Origin of the sequence: Micromonospora endolithica (assembly GCF_003626595.1) — a bacterium.
Classification (GTDB): Bacteria; Actinomycetota; Actinomycetes; order Mycobacteriales; family Micromonosporaceae; genus Micromonospora; species Micromonospora endolithica.
Map to the genome: position 1 here is coordinate 155,961 of NZ_RBAK01000003.1, position 22,602 is coordinate 178,562.

Here is a 22,602-nt window from a genome sequence, read left to right on the forward strand (position 1 = left end):
TCGCCCGGGGGCGCGTCTCGATCTCGTTGGATCGGCCCGGCCGAGTGGGTTCCACCGGACGTACGGCATGGCAATGACCGCGCCACGCGGGTTCCTTGACAGTCACTATTCGCTCAATGAATAGTGAGCGCGTGTCCGTTCCCCACGTGCTGCTCGGGCTGCTCGCCGCCGGCCCCCGGCACGGCTATGAGCTGAAACGTGCCCACGACGAGCGCCTTCCCCAGGCCCGTCCGCTGGCGTACGGGCAGGTCTACGCCAGCCTCGGCCGGCTGCAACGCGACGGTCTGGTGGTGGCCGCCGGTCAGGAACGCGAGGGCGGCCCCGACCGCACCGCGTACGCGCTGACCGACGAGGGGCGTGCCGCGTTGAACCGGTGGCTGGCCGAGACCGAGCTGCCGATGCCGTACGTCTCCAGCACGCTCTTCGCCAAGGTCGCCGTGGCGCTGCTGGTGGACGACGTGGACAGGACCCGCTCCTATCTGGCCGCCCAACGGCAGGCGCACACCGCGCGCCTGCGTGAGCTGACGGCCGCCAAGACAGCACTCTCGGCCAGCCTCGACGACGTCGTGGCAGCCGACTACGCCATCGCTCACCTCGACGCGGACCTGCGGTGGCTGCAGACCACCCTGGACCGGGTCGCCGACTGGCACCGGGAGGTGCACTCGTGACCTATCTCCAGGCCCGGGGCGTGGTCCGCTCCTACGGTCCGACCCCCGCGCTGCGCGGCGTCAACCTCGACATCGCCGAGGGAGAAGTCGTCGCTGTCACCGGTCCCAGCGGCGGTGGCAAGTCCACGCTGCTGCACTGCCTCGCCGGCATCCTGCGCCCTGACGCGGGCGAGGTGCGCTGGCGTGGCGAGCGCATCGACACCTGGTCCGAGGCGGCCCGGTCCAGGCTGCGACGCAGCACCTTCGGGGTGCTGTTCCAGTTCGGTCAGCTCGTCGCCGAGCTGACCGCGGCGGAGAACGTCGCGCTTCCGCTGCTTCTCGCCGGCACGGGGCGGCGAGAAGCGCGGACGGCGGCGCTCACCTGGCTGGAACGGCTCGGGGTGGCCGACCTGGCCGACAACCGGCCCGGCGAGATGTCCGGCGGACAGCAGCAACGCTGCGCGACCGCTCGGGCGTTGGTCACCGAGCCGCGGGTGCTGTTCGCGGACGAGCCGACCGGGGCGCTGGACACGCTCACCGGTGAGCAGGTGCTCACCAGCCTGGTCCGGCTCGCCCGTGAGCAGGGCACCAGCGTCGTGCTCGTCACCCACGAGCCGCGCATCGCCGGGTACGCCGACCGCGAGGTGGTGCTGCGTGACGGCGTGGTCGACCACGGTGGGCTCGGGCTGGAAACGCCGCTTGCCGGCGGCCGCCGGTGAGGCCGTCGACTCTGCTGCGGCTCGCCGTGGCGGGCACCGCCACCGACACCGTCCGCGTGGTGCTCACCGCCGTCAGCGCCGCGCTGGCCACCCTCGCGGGGCTGGCCGCGCTGACCGTCCTGGCCATCCCCACGCCACCTGCCGTCGAGGAGGGGGATGTGCGCTGGTCCGAGCAGTACGCCAGCCAGTTGCTGGTCGAGCCGGGATTGCGCGGTGGCACCGCCTTCGCGTCGCTGCTGCTCATCATCCCGGTGTTGGCGCTGGCCGGCCAGTGTGCCCGGCTCGGCGCTCCCGCCCGCGACCGCCGTCTCGCCGCGCTGCGGCTCGCCGGCGCGACCCCCGGGCAGGTCATCCGGCTCGCCGCCGGGGAGACCGGGCTCGCGGCCCTACTGGGCACGGCCGCGGGCACCGCGATCTACTTCGGCGTACGCGAGGTGTTCGACACCCCCGACGAGCGGGGCCGGCTGGTCCTGCCCACCGACGTACTGCCCGCTTCCGGGGCGTTCGCCGCAGTGCTGTTCGGGCTGCCCGTCGTGGCGGCGCTCGCCACCGCACTCATACTGCGCGGGGTGACGGTCAGCCCGCTCGGCGTGGTACGGGGACGGCAGCGCGAACGCGGCCCCCGCCCCTGGGCCGGTGTCCTGATCGGGCTCGGGCTCGCCGCCTTCGCCGCGATCGGACCGGTTAACCGCTGGTACGCCACCCGGGACACCCGGCCGCCCGAGTGGCTGACCCCTGCCCTGCTCATGGCCGGCGGGCTTGCCGCACTCGTCGGCGTCGTGCTTGGCACCGGCTGGATCTCCTACGTCACCGGGCGGTTGCTGCGCCGATGGGCACGCCGTCCGGCAGTGCTGCTCGCCGCCGCCCGGTTGACCGCCGACCCCTGGGCGGGCAGCCGCACCTTCGCCGCCCTGCTGGCGGCGGTGCTCTTCGGCGCTGGAGCGGCGGGCCTCCGGTCCTACTTCGAGGCCGCGGCGGAGCTGGAACGGCGGGGCGGCGGGGGGCTCGCCGGTAACGGCGGCTTCTACCTGAGCACGATGGACCTCGTCGATCTCGCGGTCGCGGTGGCGATGGTGGTGGCCTCCGGCGGGCTCGTCGTCGCACTGGTCGAGGGGATCACTGCTCGGCGGCGGGCGTACGCGGCCCTGGTGGCGACCGGGGTGCCGCGCGCCACCGTGGGCCGGTCGATCGCCTGGCAGGCGCTGGCACCGGCGGTGCCGGCGGTCGCCCTCGCGCTCACGGTCGGCATGCTGCTGGCCCGCGGACTCTTCGGCACCCCTAGCAGCGGTGGATACCGCAGCGAGGTCTGCGACGCGGGGGAGCAGCTCTGCACCGACCCGGCGACCCGGGAGCAGTACACCCGGGTCGAGGTCGAGCCGCTCATCAGTGTCACACCGGACGTACCCCTCGGGCATTTGGCCTGGCTCGGTACCGGCGCCGTCGCGGCGGTGCTGGTCACCGTCGCGGTGGGGCTGCTGTTCCTGCGGGCCGGTACGGCGGTCGAGGAACTGCGCGCGACCTGACCGGCTGAGTGTTAGGAAGGGACCCTTGTACAACGCCAGGCGTTAACAAGGGGCCCTTCCTTACACCGCACACCGCACCGCACCGCGCGTAGCGCGCGCCTCAGGCGCGGCCGAGGCGGTCCAGCATCCACGCGTTGACGAACGCTTCCTCGCGCCACGCGTCGTAACGACCACTCGGGCCGCCGTGCCCGGCGCCCATCTCCGTCTTGAGCAGGTAGTCGCCGGACGGGGCGATCTCGCGCAGTCGCGCGATCCACTTCGCCGGCTCGTGGTAGAGCACCCGGGTGTCGTTGAGGCTGGTCACCGCGAGGATCGCCGGGTAGTCCACGGCCCGCACGTTCTCGTACGGGGTGTAGGACTTCATGTACGCGTACACCTCGGGGTCGTCGAGCGGGTTGCCCCACTCCTCCCACTCGGTGACGGTCAGCGGCAACGTCGGATCGAGCATCGAGGTGAGCGCGTCCACGAACGGCACCTGCGCGACGATCCCGGCGAACGCGTCCGGCGCGATGTTGGCCACCGCGCCCATCAGCAGCCCGCCGGCCGAGGCGCCCCGGGCGACCAGCCGGTCGGGGGCCGTCCACCCCGCCTTGACCAGGTGCCGGGCGCACGCCACGAAGTCGGTGAACGTGTTCTTCTTGGCCAGCAGCTTGCCCTGGTCGTACCAGCGCCGGCCCAGCTCGCCGCCGCCGCGCACGTGCGCCACGGCGAAGACGACGCCGCGGTCGAGCAGGGAGAGCCGGGCGACGGAGAACCAGGGATCCATGCTCGCCTCGTACGAGCCGTAGCCGTAGATCACACAGGGGGCCGAACCGTCGCGTGGGGTGCCGGCGCGGCACACCAGCGAGATGGGCACCCGGGTCCCGTCGTCGGCCAGTGCCCAGTCCCGGTGCTGCTCGTACCCGGCCGGGTCGTACGGCCGTCCGTCCGGGCCGGGCAGCACCGGCTTCTGCCGGCGTAGGACCATCTGCCGGGTCACCAGGTCGTAGTCGTAGACCGAGTCGGGGGTGACCAGCGAGGTGTAGCCGAGCCGGATCTGTCCGGTGCGGTACTCCGGGTTGGAACCGAGGCCGACGCTGTAGAGCGGCTCCGGGAAGTCGATGTCGTACGCGTCGCCGCCGCCGACCGGCAGTACCCGCAGTCCGGTCAGACCGTTGACGCGCAGCGACACCACCAGGTGGTCGGCGAACGCGTCCACCGCCTCCAGCCGGGTGCCGGGGGAGTGGTCGATCAGCGGGACCCAGTCGCCCGGCGCGTCCGCCGAGGTGTACGCGAGGGCGAAGTCCTCGGCACCGTCGTTGTGCAGGATCAGGAAGCGGTGGCCGTGATGCTCCACGGTGTACTCCACGCCCTGCCGGCGGGGCGCCACGGACGCCGGCGCTCCGGTCGGATTGCCCGCCGGGATCACCAGCACCTCGCTGGTGATCTTGCTGTGCACGTCGATGAGGACGAACCGTTCCGACCGGGTCAGCTCGACGCCCACCCAGAACCGCTCGTCGTCCTCCTGGTGGACGACCACGTCCTCGGTCGACGCGGTGCCCAGCGTGTGCCGCCAGACCCGGTTGGGCCGCCACGCCTCGTCGACGGTGACATAGAACAGCACCGACGCGTCGGCGGACCAGGCGGTGCCGTAGAAGGTGTCCGGCACCTCGTCGGGCCGCAGCTCACCGGTGCCCAGGTCCTTCACCCGCAGGGTGAAGCGCTCGTCGCCGGAGAAGTCCGTCGAGTACGCGAGCCAGCGCCCGTCCGGGCTGACGTCGAACGCGCCGAGGGCGAAGAACTCGTGTCCCTCGGCGAGCAGGTTGCCGTCGAGCAACACCTCCTCGCCGTCCAGCGGCGCGCCGTCCGCGCTGACCGGCGGCTCGGTCTCGCCGTCGCGGACCGCGCGGCGGCAGTGCACCCCGTACTGCTGCCCCTCGACCGTGCGGGTGTAGTACCACCAGTCGCCCTTGCGGGCGGGCACGGTCAGGTCGGTCTCCCGGGTGCGCCGGCGGATCTCCTCGTACAGTTCCGTCCGCAGCCCGGCCAGGTGTTCCGTGCGGGCCTCGGTGTACGCGTTCTCGGCGGTCAGGTGGGCGATGGTCGCCGGGTCGTCCTTGGCGGTCAACCAGGCGTACTCGTCGACGAGGGTGTCGCCGTGGTGGGTGCGCTCGCTCGGCACCCGGTTGGCCACGGGCGGGGTGGTCTCGGTGGTCACGGCCGCCACGTTACCGGCCGGCCGGGGTCCGCGGCGCGGCGTCGTTCGCCGACCCGCCGCCGGGTCTTTCGAACATGTGTACGATGACCGCCATGGCGGCAGCAGCGAGTTCCACCGATTCCACCGACCGGCCCGGCGCCTTGGACATCACCCGGCGGCTGACGGAGATCTGCGGTCCGCCCTTCGCCCGCCTGGCCGGCCCGGCCGACGAGGTGGCCGGCCGCCCGGCCCGCTGGGTGGCCGTCCCCGGCGGCCCGCACGCCGCCGCCGAGGTGCTGCGCCTCGCCGCCCGCCACGACCTGTCGGTGGTCCCCCGGGGCGCCGGCACGAAGATCGACTGGGGTGCCGCGCCGGACCGGGTCGACATCATGCTCGACACCGGCCGGCTCGCCGGCATCGGGCACCGGGCGGTGGGCGGGGCCACCGTGGAGGTCGGCGCCGGCACCCCGCTGCGCGCCGTCCAGGCGACCCTGGAACGCACCGGTCGACGGCTCGCGCTGGACGCCCCCTCGCCCGGCGCCACCCTGGGCGGCGTCCTCGCCGCCGGCGAGGCCGGCCCGCTGCGGCACCGCCACGGCACCCCGTGCGACCAGCTCGTCGGGCTGCGCTACCTGGCCGCCGGCGGCGACCTGGTCAACGCCGGCGGCGGCGCCGAGGGGCTGGAACTGGCCCGGCTGCTCTGCGGCTCGCAGGGCGCCCTGGGCGTGCTGGTGACCGCCGCCCTACGGGTGCAGGCGGTGCCGGCCAGCCGTGTCTGGGTCACCCGTCCGGTGTGGACGCCGCTGGAGGTGCACGACCTCGTGCGTACGGTGCTGGCCGCCCGCCTCGACCCGGCGGCGGTCGAGTTGGACCTGCCGGCCGGCGCGGGACCCCGGCCGCAGCGGGACGGCCGGGCCGAGTCGATGTCCCGGCACCCGTCGATGACGGGTCGGGCCACGACCGGCCCGGCCCATGCCGGCTCCCTGGTCGTCCTGCTGGAGGGCGGTCCGGCCGACGTCGCGGAGCGGGCCGGGAAGCTACGGTCCCTGTTCGGCTCGGGCACCACCACCGGGCACTCCGCGCCGGTCTGGTGGCGGCGCTACCCTTTCGCCCCGGGCGACACCGCCCTGCGCATCGAGGTGCCGATCGGCGACCTGCACGCCGCCGTCTACGCGCTGCGCGACGCGGCCGGCGGCCCGGTCCCGCTGCGCGGCTCCGCCGGGCTCGGTGTGGTGCACGCGGCGCTGCCCGGTTCGACCGCACCCGACCGGGTGGCCTCGATCCTGGCCGCCGTCCGGGGTGTGCTCCTGGCCCGGCAGGGTCGCTGCGTGGTGGTGTCCGCGGCGGAACCCGTCCGCCGCGCGGTCGACCTGTGGGGGGAGCTGTCCGGGCTGGCCCGGTTGCGCGCCGTCAAGGAGCACCTCGACCCGCACCGCCGCCTCGCCCCGGGCCGCCTCCCCGGCGGCCTCTGACCACCGCTCAGTCCAGCCACCACCGGGTCAGGTCGGTGCCGATCGGCGCGAGGCGCAGCACGGTCACCACCGCCGCCGCGACGGTGACCGCGAGCAGCAGCCGCCAGATCCGGCGGGTCATGCCGGCCCGGTCCCGGACCAGCAGCAGCACCGAGTAACCCGCCAGCAGCGGGGCGACCGCCAGGCCGGCGAGGAAGAGCAGCATGAGCAGCCCGTAGAGCCAGGTGAAGGCGTTCGTGCCGGACAGGCCGTACGGCACCATGTCCTTCGGGTCGTACGCGCCGGTGGTCATCTCGCCGGGGCCGACTCCGGCGGCCGCCATCCGGCCGAGCCACAGTGCGGTGACCACGACCGTCGCGCCGAGCATGGCCAGTTGCCCGACGAGGACGGTGCGCAGCAGCGGTGGCCGGTCCGCGCCGGCATGGACGGTGCTCGACATCTCCGTACCCTAGCGGCGACGCCCGGGTGGCGGTGGCCCCGGCGGCAGGGGTCAGGCCGCGTCGTTGCGCAGGACGAGGATCGCGATGTCGTCGCGCGGGGTCTCCGGTGAGAAGCCGATCGCCGTGGCGCGGAGCCGGGCGGCCACCACGTCGGCGGAGTACCCACCCAGCGGGGCGGCGGCCTCGCGCAGCCGGTCGGTGCCGAAGAGGTCCCGGCCGCGCCGTCGTTCGGTGACGCCGTCGGTGTAGAAGACCAGCGCGTCGCCCGGATCGAGGGGGAACTCGGCGGTCGGCGAGGCGATCGAGTCGAGCAGGCCGAGGGCGGTACCACCGGTGCCGACGAAGTCGGCGCCGCCGCCGGAGCGGAGCAGCACCGGCCGGTCGTGGCCGGCGAGGTGCAGCGACACGTCGAGCTGATCGCCGTCGCCGGGCCCGACGGCCGCCAGGGCGAGGGTGCAGTACCGGCCGCCACCCCGCTCGACCAGCGTCTCGTTGAGCCGGGTCAGCGCCTCGACGAGTGGCTTGCCGTCACCCACCAGCACCCGGATGACGTCGCGGACCAGACCGGTCACCGCAGCGGCCTGCACGCCCTTGCCGGACACGTCGCCGATGACCACCAGCCACCGTCCGTCCGGCAGCGGCAGGACGTCGTAGAAGTCACCGCCCACGTCGGCGTCGTCACCGGTCGGCACGTACTCGGCGGCGAAGCCGATGCCCTCCACCACCGGCAGCACCGGCGGCAGCAGCGACTGCTGGAGGGTGTGTGCGACGCGGCGGCGTTCGGCGTGGATCCGCGCGTTCTCGATGGCCAGGGCGGCCCGTCGGGCCACGTCCTCCAGGACGGCCACCTCGTCGGGATCGTGCCGGTGCCGCTGGTGCCGTCCGACGGCGAGGGTGCCCAGGCGCTGCCCCCGGGCGATCAGCGGCACGGCGAAGCCCTCCATCGGCCCGCCGAGCGGCGTCTGGGTCCCGTTGCGGGACGCCTCCCGCAACCGGGCCTGGACCGAGTCCGGGCCGGTCTCGCGGAGCACCGAGTGCAGCTGCGGCAGCACCGACTCGTCGGCGTGGCTGGCCGCCGCGAGCCGCAGGCGACCCCACTCGTCGGTGGTGTGCACCGCACACCACTGCCCGAGGCGGGGTACCACCAGCTGCGGGATCAGCGCCATGGTCAGCTCGACGTCGAGGGACTGGGCCAGCAGCTCACTGGCCTCGGCGAGGAACGTCAGCCAGGCCCGGCGACGGACGTCCGCCCGGCGCAGCCGGTCGTTCTCCAGGTGCAGGGAGAGCCGCTCGGCGGTGAGCACGGCCAGCGGCCGGGCGTACGCGGACGGCGCCGCGTCCAGCTCCAGCTCGCCGGAGTACGGGCGGTGCACGGTCAGCGGCACCCGGAGCAGGTCGCTGCCCGGGCGGGGCTGGCGGCCGTACCGGGCGAGGACCTGGCGACCCTGCCCGTCCCCCCGGTCCAGCCGGATCATGCCTCCGGCCGCGCCGACCATCTCCGCTACCCGGGTCAGCAGACCGGTGGCGAAGTCGGGCAGCGGGTCCTCGGCGTACGGGTCGGGGCTGGTCTGCATCAGTTCGCTCATCGCGCCGGCGCTCGGCGCCGAGCTGTCCCCGGTGCCGGTGCTGGTCCCGGCGGACGCCGCCTCCCCGAACCGCACCCGGCCCTGGCCGGCGGCCCCGGGCCGGTCCAGCCGGAACCAGACCCCCTTGCCCGTGGGCAGGTAGGTGGTGCCCCAGCGGCTGGCGAAGTGGTCGACCAGCAGCAGGCCCCGGCCGCGTTCGGAGACCTCGGCGATGTCGGTGGAGTCGTTGCGGACGCCGACGGTCAGCTCCTCCACCGGCCCGTTGGCGAAGTCCGACACGGTGACGGTGAGACCGATCGGGTCGGCGACGACCTCGATGTCCAGTTCGGTGCGGGCGTGTTCCACCGCGTTGGTGGACAGTTCGGTGGTCAGCAGCAGCGCCTCGTTGGCCAGTTCGTCGAGGTGCGCCTCGGTGAGAACGGACCGGACGACGGCACGGGCGGCGGCGGGCGTGCGCCGGTCGGCGGGGAGCCGGACCCGCCGGACGTGCTCGTCTCGGCCCCCGGTCGTCGCGGGCCCGGTCTCCGCGGACACCCCCGTATCCTCCACCTCGCCTCCCCCGGGTGCCAAGCCGGTCCCCCGGGACGGGGGCTGACGGGGCCCCGGACAGCCTCCGGGGACCGCCCGGACCGCGCGCCGACCTGGCGGGTCCGGGGAGGCGGGCACAATATGGGGTGGCCGGCGTGCCGACCCGGGACGACGGCCCCCGACCCTGAGCGAGGGATGATGACCACGGCGAAACAGTCGGTGACGGCCGACCAGTCCGCGCCCGACCACGAGCAGGTCCTCGTCGAGCTGACCGAGGCGCTGCGGCGGGTCCGTCAGGGCGACCTCAAGGTCCGGTTGCCCCGTCGGGCGGGCCGGGCCGGTGAGGTGGCGGACGCCTTCAACGAGGTGGTCTCGCTCCAGGAGCGGCAATACCTGGACCTGCGGCGGATCAGCCGGATCGTCGGCCGGGACGGCCGGCTCACCGAGCGGCTGGACGACGAGGGACTGGACGGCACGTGGGCGGAGGGGCAGCGGGCGATCAACTCGCTGATCGACGACCTGGGCCGGCCGACCACGGAGATCGCCCGGGTGATCGTGGCGGTGGCCGACGGCGACCTCTCCCAGCACATGGCGCTGGAGATCGACGGGCGTCCGCTGCGCGGCGAATACCTGCGGATCGGCCGCACGGTGAACACGATGGTCGACCAGCTCTCCTCGTTCTCCAACGAGGTCACCCGGGTGGCCCGCGAGGTGGGCACCGAGGGCAAGCTCGGCGGGCAGGCCGACGTACGCGGCGTCGCCGGCACCTGGAAGGACCTCACCGACTCGGTGAACACGATGGCGTCGAACCTCACCGGGCAGGTGCGGTCGATCTCCCAGGTGGCCACGGCGGTGGCCAAGGGTGACCTGTCGCAGAAGATCACCGTGAGCGCCCGGGGCGAGGTCGCCGAGCTGGCCGACACGATGAACTCGCTCACCGACACGCTGCGGCTCTTCGCCGAGCAGGTGACGCGGGTGGCCCGCGAGGTGGGCACCGAGGGCAAGCTGGGTGGTCAGGCGGAGGTGCCGGGCGTGGCCGGCACCTGGAAGGACCTGACCGACAACGTGAACTCGATGGCGTCGAACCTGACGTCGCAGGTGCGGAACATCGCCCAGGTGTCCACGGCGGTGGCCAAGGGTGACCTGAGCCAGAAGATCACCGTCGCCGCTCAGGGCGAGATCCTGGAGTTGAAGGACACCGTCAACACGATGGTGGACCAGTTGTCGTCGTTCGCCGACGAGGTGACCCGGGTGGCGCGCGAGGTGGGCATCGAGGGCAAGCTGGGCGGCCAGGCCCAGGTCCGGGGCGTCTCCGGCACCTGGCGGGACCTGACCGAAAACGTGAACCAGCTCGCCGGCAACCTGACCAGCCAGGTCCGCAACATCTCCCAGGTCTCCACGGCGGTGGCGAAGGGCGACCTGTCGCAGAAGATCACCGTCGACGCGCAGGGCGAGATCCTGGAGCTGAAGAACACCGTCAACACGATGGTCGACCAGCTGTCGTCGTTCGCCGACGAGGTGACCCGGGTGGCCCGTGAGGTGGGCACCGAGGGCAAGCTGGGCGGGCAGGCGCAGGTCAAGGGTGTCTCCGGCACGTGGCGGGACCTGACCGACAACGTGAACTCGATGGCGTCGAACCTGACCTCGCAGGTGCGCAACATCGCCTCGGTCACCACGGCGGTGGCCAAGGGTGACCTGTCGCAGAAGATCACCGTCGACGCCCGGGGCGAGATCCTGGAGCTGAAGTCGACGGTGAACACGATGGTCGACCAGCTGTCGTCGTTCGCCGACGAGGTGACCCGGGTGGCCCGTGAGGTGGGCACCGAGGGCAAGCTGGGCGGCCAGGCGCAGGTGCGCGGCGTGGCCGGCACCTGGCGGGACCTGACCGACAACGTGAACTCGATGGCGTCGAACCTGACCGCCCAGGTGCGGAACATCGCCCAGGTCTCCACCGCCGTCGCGAAGGGCGACCTGTCGCAGAAGATCACCGTCGACGCGCAGGGCGAGATCCTGGAGCTGAAGTCGACGGTCAACACGATGGTGGACCAGCTGTCGTCGTTCGCCGACGAGGTGACCCGGGTGGCCCGTGAGGTGGGCACCGAGGGCAAGCTGGGCGGGCAGGCGCAGGTCAAGGGTGTCTCCGGCACGTGGCGGGACCTGACCGACAACGTGAACTCGATGGCGTCGAACCTGACCTCGCAGGTGCGCAACATCGCCTCGGTGACCACGGCGGTGGCCAAGGGCGACCTCGGCCAGAAGATCACCGTGGACGCGCAGGGCGAGATCCTGGAGCTGAAGAACACCGTCAACACGATGGTCGACCAGCTCTCGTCGTTCGCCGACGAGGTGACCCGGGTGGCCCGCGAGGTGGGCATCGAGGGCAAGCTCGGCGGGCAGGCGCAGGTGAAGGGCGTCTCCGGCACCTGGCGGGACCTCACCGAGAACGTCAACCAGCTCGCCTCGACACTGACCACCCAGCTGCGGGCGATCTCCCAGGTCTCCACCTCGGTGACCCGGGGTGACCTGACCCAGCGGATCGCGGTCAAGGCGCAGGGCGAGGTCGCCGAGCTGAAGGACAACATCAACCAGATGATCGTCACCCTCCGGGAGACGACCAAGAAGAACGCCGAGCAGGGCTGGCTGGACTCCAACCTGGCCCGCATCGGTGGCCTGCTCCAGGGTCAGCGGGACCTGGGCGAGGTCTGCCGCATGATCATGATGGAGGTGACCCCGCTGGTGGACGCGCAGCTCGGCGCGTTCTTCCTGGCGGACAACGACGAGGGCAGTGTACGGCTGCGGCTCACCGCCTCCTACGGGTACGTCGCCCGGGGACACGACGTCACCTTCGGCCCCGGGGAGGGCCTGGTCGGGCAGACCGCGTTGTCCCGCCGCACCATCCGGGTCAGCGCCGCGCCGGACGGCCGGCTCACGCTGCGGTCCGGGCTCGCCGACACCCCGCCCGCCGACCTGGTCGTGCTGCCGGTGCTGTTCGAGGGCGAACTGCTCGGTGTGATCGAGTTCGCCAGCGTGGCGGCCTTCTCGGGCCTGCACCTGTCGTTCCTGGAGCGGTTGGTGCTGACCATCGGCGTCGCGGTCAACACCATCCAGGCCAACCGGCGTACGGAGGAACTGCTCGCCCAGTCGCAGCGGCTCGCCCACGAACTCCAGGAACAGTCGGCGGAGTTGCAGCGCACCAACGCCGAGCTGGAGGAGAAGGCCACGCTGCTGTCGGAGCAGAAGGGCAACATCGAGACGAAGAACCGGGAGATCGAACTGGCCCGGCTCGGCCTGGAGGAGAAGGCGCAGCAGCTCACCCGCGCCTCGGCGTACAAGTCGGAGTTCCTGGCCAACATGAGCCACGAGCTGCGTACGCCGCTGAACTCCCTGCTCCTGCTGGCCCGGCTGCTGGTGGAGAACTCGGAGCGGAACCTCACCCCGAAGCAGATCGAGTTCGCCCGCACCATCCACGGCTCCGGATCGGACCTGCTGCGCCTGATCGACGACATCCTGGACCTGTCCAAGATCGAGGCGGGTCGGATGGACGTCGAGCCGACCGAGATCCGGTTCGACGAGATCCGCGGCTACGTCGAGCAGGCGTTCGCGCCGCAGGCCGAGGAGAAGGGCCTGGACTTCCAGGTACGGGTGAGCAAGGACCTGCCGCCGGCGCTGGTCACCGACGCCCAGCGGTTGCAGCAGATCCTGCGCAACCTGCTCTCCAACGCGGTGAAGTTCACCGACGACGGCGCGGTGACGCTGCGGATCGCCCCGGCGCCGGAGAACACCGTCTTCGACGTGCCGGCGCTGACCAACGCGCGTCAGGTCATCGCTTTCACCGTGATCGACACCGGCATCGGCGTCTCGGACGACAAGCTGTCGATCATCTTCGAGGCGTTCCAGCAGGCCGACGGCACCACCAGCCGCCGGTACGGCGGCACCGGTCTGGGGCTGTCGATCAGTCGGGACCTGGCCCGGCTGCTGGGCGGGTCGATCAGCGTCTCGTCGGCACCCGGCCAGGGCTCGACGTTCACCCTCTTCGTACCCGATGTGCTGGCCCCGGACGCGGTGGTGTCGCCGGCGGCGCCCTCCCCGCAGCGGGCCGGGCTGCCCTCGTCGCTGCTGATGCCGCCGATGGAGCTGCTGCCGCAGGCGGCGGAGGCGCCGGCCAGCCGACAGTTGGACGGGGCGACCGTGCTGATCGTGGACGACGACGTCCGGAACGTCTTCGCGCTCACCAGCGCATTGGAACTGCACGGGATGACCGTGTTGTACTCGGACAACGGGGCGGACGGTGTCCGCCTGCTGGCCGAGCACCCGGAGGTGGACATCGTGCTGATGGACGCCATGATGCCCGACCAGGACGGCTACGAGACGACCCGGCAGATCCGGCGCAACCACCGCTTCGCGGACCTGCCGATCGTCTTCCTGACCGCGAAGGCGATGCCCGGTGACCGGGAGTCGGCGCTGGCGGCCGGGGGCAGCGACTACATCACCAAACCCGTCGACCTGGACGAGCTGATCGAGCTGATGTCCTCCTGGATCAGCGGCAGCCGGAACAAGGAGAGTTCGTGACTCAGATCGCCAAGGCGTTGCTCGTGGACGACCGACGGGAGAACCTGATGGCCCTGGAGGCGATCCTCCAGGGCCTGCCGGTCCAGTCGGTGGCGGTCGAGAGCGGCGAAGCGGCGCTTAAGCAGCTCCTGGTCGACGACTTCGCGGTGATCCTGCTCGACGCCCAGATGCCCGACATGGACGGATTCGAGACGGCCAGTCACATCAAACGCCGGGAACGCACCCGGCACGTGCCGATCATCTTCCTCACCGCCGCCGACCGGGACGCGCAGCTCGCGCTCCGGGGCTACGCGGTGGGCGCGGTCGACTACCTCACCAAGCCGTTCGACCCGTGGGTGCTGCGGGCCAAGGTGTCCGTCTTCGTCGAGCTGTGGGTCAAGACCCGGCAGCTCGCCGCCCAGTCGGACCTGGTCCGCGAGCGCGACGCCCAGTGGCGGGTGCTCACCGACGCGGTCGACGAGGCCACCACCCTGCTCCGCGCCGGCGACGACCCGGACGCCCGGGACCGCGCGGTGGAACTCCTCGAACAGGCCCGCTGGGGCAGCACCGCCTGAACCGAGGTCAGGTGGTGGGGGACTCGTTGCGGATCATCAGGGCCGAGCGGAGGCCGGTGATGTCCAGCACGCGGAGCAGGAAGTCGCCCACATTGGTGAGGACCAGCAGGCACTGGGCGTGGCTGGCCTTGCGGCTGAGCACCACGAGGGTGCCCAGGCCCTGCGAGTCGCAGAAGGTGACCCCGGCCAGGTCGAGCACGATCCGGGGTGGGGGGTCGGCCAGCACCTCGTTGACGACCGTCGACAGTTGGGCGGCCGTGAGCATGTCGATCTCACCGGCGAGGCGAAGCACGGCTTCGTCTCCGGTCCGGTGTACGGTGATGGACAGTTCGGCACGATCCACCCGGCCAGCCTAGCGCGATCTCGTGACGCGGGCCTGTCGAGGCGCGGTGCCGAGCGTCATGGCGGCGGAACCCGAGGTGATCAGCCCGGACCTTCCCGAGCCTCCCCGGCGCGTTCGACCGGCGGGTCGGCCACCGGCTCGGGGTGAGACTGGTAACCCCTGCTGCGGGGTGGCTGCCGATTCGCCGTCCGACGCTGACACAATGGCGGCATCGTGACCGATATGTTTCCCGCCGGATCCGGCCGCTACCCGGCCGACGCGCCGGCCTCCGAGGCCCTGTTCGACCGCGCCACGGCCATCGTGCCGGGCGGGGTGAACTCCCCCGTGCGCGCGTTCCGTGCCGTCGGCGGCACCCCGCGCTTCATGGTCCGGGGGGAGGGGCCCTGGATGTACGACGCCGACGGGCGACGCTACGTCGACCTGGTGTGCTCCTGGGGGCCGCTCATCCTCGGGCACGCCCACCCGGAGGTGGTGGACGCCGTCCGGGAGGCCGCCACGAAGGGCACCAGCTTCGGCACCCCGACGCCCGGTGAGGTCGAGCTGGCGGCCGAGATCGTCGACCGCACGCCGGTCGAGCAGGTTCGCCTGGTCAACTCGGGCACCGAGGCGACGATGTCGGCGATCCGGCTGGCCCGCGGCTTCACCGGTCGCGCCAAGATCGTCAAGTTCGCGGGTTGCTACCACGGCCACTCCGACGGGCTGCTCGCCGCCGCCGGCTCCGGCGTGGCCACCCTCGGCCTGCCCGACTCGCCCGGTGTGACCGGCGCGGCGGCCGGCGACACCATCGTCCTGCCATACAACGACATCGCCGCCGTGGAGGCCGCCTTCGCGGCCGAGGGGCAGCACATCGCCGCCGTCATCACCGAGGCCGCCGCCGGGAACATGGGCGTGGTCGCCCCCCGCGACGGCTTCAACCAGCGGCTCGCCACGATCGCCCACGCGTACGGCGCGCTGCTCATCGTCGACGAGGTGATGACCGGCTTCCGGGTGTCCCGCGCCGGGTGGCACGGCCTCGACGCCTCCGACGCCGACCTGTGGACGTACGGCAAGGTCATGGGGGGTGGCCTGCCCGCCGCGGCGTTCGGCGGACGCGCGGAGGTCATGTCCCGACTGGCTCCCGCCGGCCCGGTCTACCAGGCCGGCACGCTCTCCGGTAACCCGCTGGCCTGCGCCGCCGGCCTGGCCACGCTGCGGCTGGCCGACGACGCGCTCTACCGGAAGCTCGACGACACGGCCGCCGTCGTGGGCAAGCTGGCCGCCGACGCGCTGGCCGCCGCCGGGGTGCCACACCGGCTGTCGTACGCGGGCAGCATGTTCTCGATCTTCTTCACCGACGCCGACGTGGTCGACTACGACAGCGCCCGCACCCAGCAGGTGCCCGCGTTCAAGGGGTTCTTCCACGCGATGCTCGCCGCCGGCGTCTACCTGCCGCCGAGCGCGTTCGAATCGTGGTTCGTGTCGGCGGCGATCGACGACGCCGCTCTGGAGCAGATCGCCGCGGCGCTTCCGGCGGCGGCGAACGCGGCGGCAGCGGCGGGCAACGGGGGGTAATGGTGAGCAAGACGGTGGTCCACGTGCTGCGGCACGGCGAGGTGTACAACCCCGGCCAGATCCTCTACGGCCGGTTGCCCGGTTTCCGGCTGTCCGAGTTGGGCGTGCAGATGGCCAAGGCCGCCGCCCAGGGGCTCGCCGAGCGGACCGTGGTGCACGTGGTGGCCAGCCCGCTGGAGCGCGCCCAGCAGACCGCCGAGCCGATCGCGGCCCAGTTCGGGCTGTCGGTCGGGGTGGACGAGCGGCTGATCGAGAGCGCCAACTGGTTCGAGGGCAAGAAGGTGTCCCCCGGGGACGGGTCGTTCCGCGATCCGCGCAACTGGTGGGTGCTGCGGGACCCGGTCACGCCGTCCTGGGGTGAGGCGTACCGGGCCATCGCCGAGCGGATGTTCGCCGCCCTGCACGCCGCCCGGGTGGCCGCGGAGGGGCGCGAGGCGGTGCTGGTCTCCCACCAGCTGCCGATCTGGACGCTGCGCCGGTACGTCGAACGCAAGCGGCTCTGGCACGACCCGCGGCGGCGGCAGTGCGGCCTGGCCAGCCTCACCTCCTTCCACTTCGACGGGGCCAAGGTCGTCGGCATCGGCTACTCCGAGCCGGCCGCGCACCTGGTCAACCTGTCGCCGACCGCCCGGACGGCCAAGGGAGCCTGACATGAACGCCCGGAGGTGGACCGCCGGTCTGCTCGCCACCGTCGCCGCGGTGGCGCTGAGCGCCTGCTCCGCGAAGAACGCGGAGGAGACCTGCGCCACCTCCGGTGGCATCGTCGAGTGCGCCCCCGACCAGCGGTCGGCACCCCCGAAGCTCGCCGGTGAACTGCTCACCGGCGGCGACCACGACGTCGCCCGGGACCGGGGGCAGGTGGTGGTGGTCAACTTCTGGGGATCCTGGTGCAACCCGTGCCGGGCCGAGGCGGACGACCTGGAAGCCACCTACCAGCAGACCAAGGGCACCGGGGTGACGTTCCTCGGCATCAACGTCCAGGACAACCGGGACAAGGCCAAGGCGTTCGAGCGGGGCTTCGGAATCACCTACCCGAGCCTCTTCGACCCGGGTAGCAAGCTGGCGCTCGCCCTGGACATCCCGCCGAACACCATCCCGGCCACCCTCGTGCTGGACCGGGAGGGCCGGATCGCCGCGGTGATCCGGGCCGCGGTCACCCGGGAGGGCCTCCAGCCGATCGTCGAGCGGATCGCCGCGGAGTCACCCGCACCGACCGGCGAACGCTGATGGGCGAGACCTTCGGCCAGCTCGCCGAGTCCGGCCCGCTGCTGCTCGCCATCGGGGCGGCGGCGCTGGCCGGTCTGGTCAGCTTCCTGTCCCCGTGCGTGCTGCCGTTGATGCCCGGCTACCTGTCGTACGTCACCGGCCTGGCCGGCGCCGACCTCGACGGCCGCCGTGAAAGGAAGGGCCCCCTATTAACGCCTGGTGTAGAGGAAGGGTCCCTTCCTAACGGCGCGGGCGGGGACGGCGCGGGCGGGGACGGCGCGGGCGGGGACGGCGGCGGCGGGGGTGGCGTGGCCGTGCGGGAGCGGGTGGGCCGCGCCGGCGTGGCCGCCGTCAAGGGGCGGGTGCTGGCCGGGACGCTGTTGTTCATCGCCGGCTTCACCGTCGTCTTCACCGCCACCGCGATCCTGTTCACCAGCTTCGGCCGGGTCTTCTTCCAGCACGAGCGCCTGCTGGAGGTGGTCATCGGCTCGCTGATCGTGCTCCTCGGCCTCGGCTACCTCGGCCTGGTGCCGGGCATGCAGCGGGAGTTCCGGATCGGCTGGCTGCCGTCCGCCGGCCTGCTCGGCGCGCCGGTCCTCGGGGCGGTGTTCGCGCTCAGCTGGGTGCCGTGCACCGGCCCGACCCTCGCCGCGGTGGTCGGCATGGCCACCACCAGCGGGCAGACCGACCGGGCCGTGGTGCTCGCCGTGGCGTACTGCCTCGGGCTGGGGATACCGTTCGTCGTCTTCGGGTTGGGCTTCCAGCGCCTGCTCGGAGTCTTCCGCGCCGTCCGGCGCAACAGTCGCTGGGTCACCCGGATCGGTGGTGCCCTGCTGATCCTGATCGGGCTGGCCCTGGTCACCGGCGGGTGGACCAACGTGGTGATCTGGTTGCAGACCACCTTCGGGGTGGGTGAGGTGAGCATCTGATGACCGTCGTGGACGAACGGCCGGCGGCGCCGGCCGAGGCACCCCGACGCCGCCCGAACCGGCTGCTGGCGCTGCTGCGCAACTCGTGGCGGCAGCTCACCAGCATGCGTACCGCGTTGGTGTTGCTCTTCCTGCTCGCGGTCGCCGCCATCCCCGGTTCGGTGCTGCCCCAGCGCGGGGTGAACCCGGAGGACGTCCGCGACTACTTCGTCGCGCACCCCGACCTGGCCCCGTTGCTGGACCGGATCGGCGCGTTCGAGGCGTTCGGCTCGGTGTGGTTCTCCGCGATCTACGTGCTGCTGTTCACGTCGTTGATCGGCTGCATCGCCCCCCGGCTGCGTGACCACGCGCGGGCGCTGCGGTCGAAGCCGCCGGTCGCGCCGAAGCGGCTGGACCGGCTGCCGCAGCACGCGGTGTTCGCCGTTCCGGACGGTGGTGTGGAGGCGATCGCCGCGGCACTGCGTCGGCGACGGTGGCGGGTGGTCGTCCGGGGCGACGAGGTGTCCGCCGAGAAGGGCTACCTGAAGGAGACCGGCAACCTGCTCTTCCACTCCTCGCTGGTGGTGGTGCTGGTCGGCGTGGCGCTCGGCTCCTGGTACGGGTGGAGCGGCAACCGCCTGCTGGTCACCGGGGCGGACAACTCGTTCTGCAACACCCAGCAGCAGTACGCCGAGACGAAGTTCGGGCCCCGCGTCGACAGCGCCGACCTGCCGCCGTTCTGCCTCCAACTCGACGACTTCGAGGCGCGGTTCCTGGAGTCCAACGGCCAGCCGCGGTTCTTCGACGCGAAGGTCACGGTCGAGGAGGACGGCGGTACGCCCCGGCAGGAGAGCTTCTCGGTCAACTCTCCGCTGCGGCTGGACGGGGCGAACGTCTACCTGCTCGGCCACGGATACACGCCGCTGATCCGGTACACCGACCGGTTCGGGGTCACCCAGATCAGCGACAAACCGTTCCTGAGCACCGGCGACATCGGGCTGACCGGTGAGGGCCTGGCCGACTTCCCGGACGCCAACGTCGACCCGGCCACCGGGAAGCGGGACCCGAACCTCCAGGTGGCCTTCTCCGGCCTGTACCTGCCGACCGCGCCGCAGGAAGCGCCGTTCGTCCGGTCCGAGTTCCCGACCGAGCGCAACCCGATGCTCAACCTGGTCGCGTACCGGGGCAACCTGGGCCTGGACGCCGGCATCCCCGGTTCGGTGTACGAGCTGGACCAGCGGCAGGTGACCGCCGGCAAGGTCAAGGAGGTCGGCGCGAAGCTGCTGAAGAAGGGCGAGACCTGGACGCTGGACGACGGCACGACCGTCGAGTTCCTGGACACCGTCCCGTACATCGTGCTGTCGGTGCGGTACGACCCCGGCTCCACGCCGCTGCTGTTCGCCTCCGGATTCCTGCTGGTCGGCCTGATGGGCTCCCTCTTCGTACGCCGTCGCCGGGTCTTCTTCCGGGTGGCCGGCGCCGACCCCGCGGGTGGATCTCCGACGGACGGTAGTAGTTTGGTCGAGGCCGGTGGCCTGCCGCGCACCGACCACCCCGGGTTCGCCGACGAGTTCGCGTCCCTCGTCGCCGCCGTCGGCGGCACCGAGGCGCGGGACCAGCGGGACGGGGCCGGTCGCGACGACGACCGGACCGCACCGCGAGAAGGAGCCGAGTGATGTCCGCACTCTCCGACCAGCTGGTGACGTTCGCGATCCTGGCGTACCTGGTCGCCATGATCAGCCACGCCGTGGAGTACGCGCTCGGCAACGCCCGTGCCCGCGCGGTGGCCGCGCCCGCCCGCGAGCTGGTCGGCGCCGGCGTCGGTGCGCCCGGGGGGACCACCGACGCGCAGGTGCCGGCCGCGCCGACCGCCGCCGAGCGGACCGCGGCGCGGGCCCGGCTCGGCGGCCGGATCGCCGTCGGCGCCACCGCGGTGGCCGCCCTGCTGCATCTGGCGGCCCTGGTCACCCGCGGCCTGGCCGCCGACCGGATGCCCTGGGGCAACATGTACGAGTTCGTGCTGACGGTCTCGTTCATCGGGGCCGCCGGCTGGCTGGCGGTGCTGTGGAAGCGTCCGTCGCTGCGCCGCCTCGGGCTGTTCCTGACGCTGGTGATGGTGCTGCTGCTGGCCACCGCCGAGCTGGTGCTCTACACCCCGATCGTGCCGCTGGTCCCGGCGCTCAACTCGTACTGGTTCGTCATCCACGTCTCGACCATCGTGTTCAGTTCCGGCATCTTCCTGCTCGGCGTGGTGCCCGCCGTCGCGTACCTGATGCGCGCCGGCTGGGAGCAGGGTCGGCGCAGCTTCCCGTACACCCTCGCGAAGCGGATGCCGGACGCGGCGGCGCTGGAGCGGCTGACCTTCGTGCTGCACGCCTTCGCCTTCCCGGTCTTCACCTTCGCGGTGATCGCGGGCGCGATCTGGGCCGAGGCGGCCTGGGGCCGGCCGTGGGGCTGGGACCCGAAGGAGACCTGGGCGTTCATCTCCTGGGTGGTGTACGCCGGCTACCTGCACGCGCGGGCCACGCCGAGCGTCCGGCGCAACGTGGCGACCTGGCTCGCGGTGCTCGGCTTCCTCACCGTGCTGATGAACCTGTTCGGCGTGAACATCTTCTTCGAGGGCCTGCACTCGTACGGCGGCCTGGACTGACCGGTGCCGCTACGCGGGCGGCGTACGACGCCCGCGAAGGGTCTCGCTCACCCGCAGGGTGATCTGGTACGCGACCTCCGGCACGTCGGCCAGCTCGATCCGCTCCGACCGCAGGGCGAGTTGGGCGTGCAGTTCGCGGGCGACGGCGTCCCGGAGTTCGACCTGTAGCGGTGACAGCCCGTCCGGGTCGCCGACAACGTACGCGTCCATGCGGTCAACCCTCGCCGAACCGGCTGCCCATGGCCACTGCCGGGTGAGATACATCGCGCCTTGTCCGCCTCATCGCGAGATCTTGGACAGTTTCCGTCAGCGCCGGACAGTCAGCGCCGGACGGTAACTGTCCAAGATCTGGAAGCGCCGGCTGCGAGGTGGCGATCGGCGGTCAGGTCGACGGCCTCGTAGCGCCGCTGACCGGCCCTCGGCTGTCGTCCCTGACGGATCGCCGGCTGTCGCGCCGCTGGTCGGCTCGCGGTGATCCACGACGCTCTCCGTGCCGGTCAGCCGCCGAACCAGCCAGGCACGTCGAGCCGGAACAGGTCGGCCGGCGTGACGGCCCGCAGGTCGTCCTCCAGCGCGGCGACCCGGTCCGCGCCGAGTCTGGCCGCCCACCCGGCCCGGAGCTGGTCGAAGACGACCGCCGAACGGCGCAGCCCGTCGTGGCCGCGCGGGGTGAGCCGGACCAGTTTGCGCCGCGCGTCACTCGGGTCGTCGACGCGTTCGAGGTAGCCCAGGGCGACCAGGCGGTCCACGGTCTTGCCGGCGGCCTGCTTGGAGATGCCGAGCCGTTGGCCCAGGTCGGTGGCGGTGGTGCCGCCGACGCCGACGGCCTGGAACACGAAGCCGTGCATCGGCCGCAGGTCGGGGTGTCCCTGCCGGGCCAGTTCCCGGTGCAGGTCGTCGATGAGCGTACGGAAGCCGGCCAGCAGCAGCAGCGGCAGCACGAAGCCGGGTCGGTCGGGGTCAGCCGTTGCCATGTTCGACAGCCTGGTTTACTGTTTCGACAACCACGTTGACGATCGTACGCCGTCACGCCCCTCCGGACGAAAGCAGGCTCCGCCGATGCCCGTCTTCACCCCGCACACCCGCGACACCGCCCCCGCCGCCGCCCGACCCACCATCGACGCGGTCGCCCGGAAGTTCGGACGGCTGCCGGCGGCGGTCGGCCTGATGGCCGATTCACCGGAGCTGCTGAAGGGCTTCCTCGCCGCGAACGCCAGCTTCGAGGCGAGCAGCCTCGACCCGGTGCAGCGGGAGGTCGTCGTGCTGACCGTCGCCACCCGCAACCGGTGCCACCTCTGCGTGGCCATGCACACCGCCACCCTGGTGCGGTCGGGCGCGGACGAGACGCTGATCCGGGCCCTGCGGGACGGTACGCCCCTGCCCGACGACCGGCTGGAGGCACTGCGCCGCTTCACCATCGCCGTCCTCGACCACGCCGGTGCGGTGCCCGAGGACGAGTTGGGTGCCTTCCTGGACGCCGGCCACGAACCCCGGGCGGCCCTCGACGTGGTGCTCGGGGTCGGCACGTACACCCTCTCCACCTTCGCCAACCGGCTCACCGGAGCGCCGGTCGACCCGCCCTTCGTGCCGTACGCCTGGAAACCGGCCGGCTAGCCCGCCCCCTCCCCGTCCGCTCCCGCCCCCTCCCCGTCCCGCCGGTGCCGCGACGGGACGGTTGTTAAGAAGGGGCCCTTCCTCTACCGGAGGCGTTAAGAAGGTGCCCTTCCTTA

General features: G+C 72.4%; 19 protein-coding genes. 13 read left to right on the top strand and 6 right to left on the bottom strand.

Features of this window, described 5'->3' with window-relative positions; all coding sequences use genetic code 11:
* Positions 1-131 precede the first annotated feature (131 nt).
* From D7223_RS09950 to D7223_RS09960, 3 genes are read left to right on the top strand one after another with little or no spacing between them, the layout of a single operon-like run.
* The gene (locus D7223_RS09950) at positions 132-668 is read left to right on the top strand and encodes a PadR family transcriptional regulator (protein WP_120727427.1); all 537 of its coding nucleotides are present in this window, start codon (positions 132-134) and stop codon (positions 666-668) included.
* On the top strand, positions 665-1,366 hold the full coding sequence (locus D7223_RS09955) for an ABC transporter ATP-binding protein (RefSeq protein WP_120727429.1): 702 nt from the start codon (positions 665-667) through the stop codon (positions 1,364-1,366). Before D7223_RS09950 ends, D7223_RS09955 begins: the two co-directional genes overlap by 4 nt.
* Positions 1,363-2,889: an FtsX-like permease family protein gene (locus D7223_RS09960; protein ID WP_120727430.1), complete on the top strand. Its 1,527-nt coding sequence runs from the start codon at positions 1,363-1,365 to the stop codon at positions 2,887-2,889. Before D7223_RS09955 ends, D7223_RS09960 begins: the two co-directional genes overlap by 4 nt.
* 100 nt (positions 2,890-2,989) lie before the next feature.
* On the opposite strand, the gene D7223_RS09965 is transcribed toward D7223_RS09960, so the two are convergent.
* Entirely contained in the window at positions 2,990-5,086 is a 2,097-nt protein-coding gene (locus tag D7223_RS09965) for a S9 family peptidase (protein WP_120728146.1), read from the bottom strand.
* A gap of 92 nt (positions 5,087-5,178) precedes the next feature.
* Between D7223_RS09965 and D7223_RS09970 the strand changes: the two genes are divergently transcribed.
* The gene (locus D7223_RS09970; protein ID WP_238161780.1) at positions 5,179-6,537 is read left to right on the top strand and encodes an FAD-binding oxidoreductase; all 1,359 of its coding nucleotides are present in this window, start codon (positions 5,179-5,181) and stop codon (positions 6,535-6,537) included.
* 7 nt (positions 6,538-6,544) lie between these two features.
* Here the strand turns inward: D7223_RS09970 and D7223_RS09975 are convergent, their stop codons facing one another.
* Complete coding sequence (locus tag D7223_RS09975) at positions 6,545-6,976, bottom strand: hypothetical protein (RefSeq protein ID WP_120727434.1); 432 nt, start codon at positions 6,974-6,976, stop codon at positions 6,545-6,547.
* A gap of 51 nt (positions 6,977-7,027) precedes the next feature.
* Positions 7,028-9,097, bottom strand: a complete 2,070-nt coding sequence (locus D7223_RS09980; protein ID WP_120727436.1) for a SpoIIE family protein phosphatase — start codon at positions 9,095-9,097, stop codon at positions 7,028-7,030.
* A 189-nt stretch (positions 9,098-9,286) separates the two neighbouring features.
* Between D7223_RS09980 and D7223_RS09985 the strand changes: the two genes are divergently transcribed.
* Together D7223_RS09985 and D7223_RS09990 are read left to right on the top strand one after the other, a co-directional pair.
* Positions 9,287-13,660, top strand: a complete 4,374-nt coding sequence (locus D7223_RS09985) for a hybrid sensor histidine kinase/response regulator (RefSeq protein WP_420330305.1) — start codon at positions 9,287-9,289, stop codon at positions 13,658-13,660.
* A complete protein-coding gene (locus D7223_RS09990) occupies positions 13,657-14,214 on the top strand; it encodes a response regulator (RefSeq protein WP_120727438.1) in 558 nt (185 codons plus the stop codon). Before D7223_RS09985 ends, D7223_RS09990 begins: the two co-directional genes overlap by 4 nt.
* A gap of 7 nt (positions 14,215-14,221) precedes the next feature.
* On the opposite strand, the gene D7223_RS09995 is transcribed toward D7223_RS09990, so the two are convergent.
* Positions 14,222-14,557, bottom strand: a complete 336-nt coding sequence (locus tag D7223_RS09995; protein ID WP_120727440.1) for an STAS domain-containing protein — start codon at positions 14,555-14,557, stop codon at positions 14,222-14,224.
* 213 nt (positions 14,558-14,770) lie between these two features.
* On the opposite strand from D7223_RS09995, the gene hemL reads away from it, so the two are divergent.
* Genes hemL through ccsB form a run of 6 tightly spaced genes read left to right on the top strand, consistent with a single transcriptional unit; the run spans position 14,771 to position 20,872 of the window.
* The gene (hemL, locus tag D7223_RS10000; protein ID WP_120727442.1) at positions 14,771-16,108 is read left to right on the top strand and encodes a glutamate-1-semialdehyde 2,1-aminomutase; all 1,338 of its coding nucleotides are present in this window, start codon (positions 14,771-14,773) and stop codon (positions 16,106-16,108) included.
* On the top strand, positions 16,108-16,758 hold the full coding sequence (locus D7223_RS10005) for a histidine phosphatase family protein (RefSeq protein ID WP_186832296.1): 651 nt from the start codon (positions 16,108-16,110) through the stop codon (positions 16,756-16,758). Before hemL ends, D7223_RS10005 begins: the two co-directional genes overlap by 1 nt.
* A 1-nt stretch (position 16,759) precedes the next feature.
* A complete protein-coding gene (locus D7223_RS10010; RefSeq protein WP_120727444.1) occupies positions 16,760-17,335 on the top strand; it encodes a TlpA family protein disulfide reductase in 576 nt (191 codons plus the stop codon).
* Positions 17,335-18,243, top strand: a complete 909-nt coding sequence (locus D7223_RS10015) for a cytochrome c biogenesis CcdA family protein (RefSeq protein WP_120727446.1) — start codon at positions 17,335-17,337, stop codon at positions 18,241-18,243. The genes D7223_RS10010 and D7223_RS10015 overlap by 1 nt, the downstream gene beginning before the upstream one ends.
* Entirely contained in the window at positions 18,243-19,898 is a 1,656-nt protein-coding gene (gene resB / locus D7223_RS10020; protein ID WP_120727448.1) for a cytochrome c biogenesis protein ResB, read from the top strand. The genes D7223_RS10015 and resB overlap by 1 nt, the downstream gene beginning before the upstream one ends.
* On the top strand, positions 19,898-20,872 hold the full coding sequence (gene ccsB / locus D7223_RS10025; RefSeq protein ID WP_120727450.1) for a c-type cytochrome biogenesis protein CcsB: 975 nt from the start codon (positions 19,898-19,900) through the stop codon (positions 20,870-20,872). Before resB ends, ccsB begins: the two co-directional genes overlap by 1 nt.
* Positions 20,873-20,881: 9 nt before the next feature.
* Here the strand turns inward: ccsB and D7223_RS10030 are convergent, their stop codons facing one another.
* Together D7223_RS10030 and D7223_RS10035 are read right to left on the bottom strand one after the other, a co-directional pair.
* Positions 20,882-21,082, bottom strand: coding sequence for a hypothetical protein (locus D7223_RS10030; protein ID WP_120727452.1), 201 nt, complete (start codon positions 21,080-21,082; stop codon positions 20,882-20,884).
* Between the two features lie 287 nt (positions 21,083-21,369).
* Positions 21,370-21,846 carry a MarR family winged helix-turn-helix transcriptional regulator gene (locus D7223_RS10035; protein ID WP_120727453.1) on the bottom strand — a complete coding sequence of 159 codons (477 nt, stop codon included), beginning with the start codon at positions 21,844-21,846 and terminating at the stop codon, positions 21,370-21,372.
* A gap of 85 nt (positions 21,847-21,931) precedes the next feature.
* On the opposite strand from D7223_RS10035, the gene D7223_RS10040 reads away from it, so the two are divergent.
* Complete coding sequence (locus tag D7223_RS10040; protein WP_120727455.1) at positions 21,932-22,486, top strand: carboxymuconolactone decarboxylase family protein; 555 nt, start codon at positions 21,932-21,934, stop codon at positions 22,484-22,486.
* Positions 22,487-22,602 lie beyond the last annotated feature (116 nt).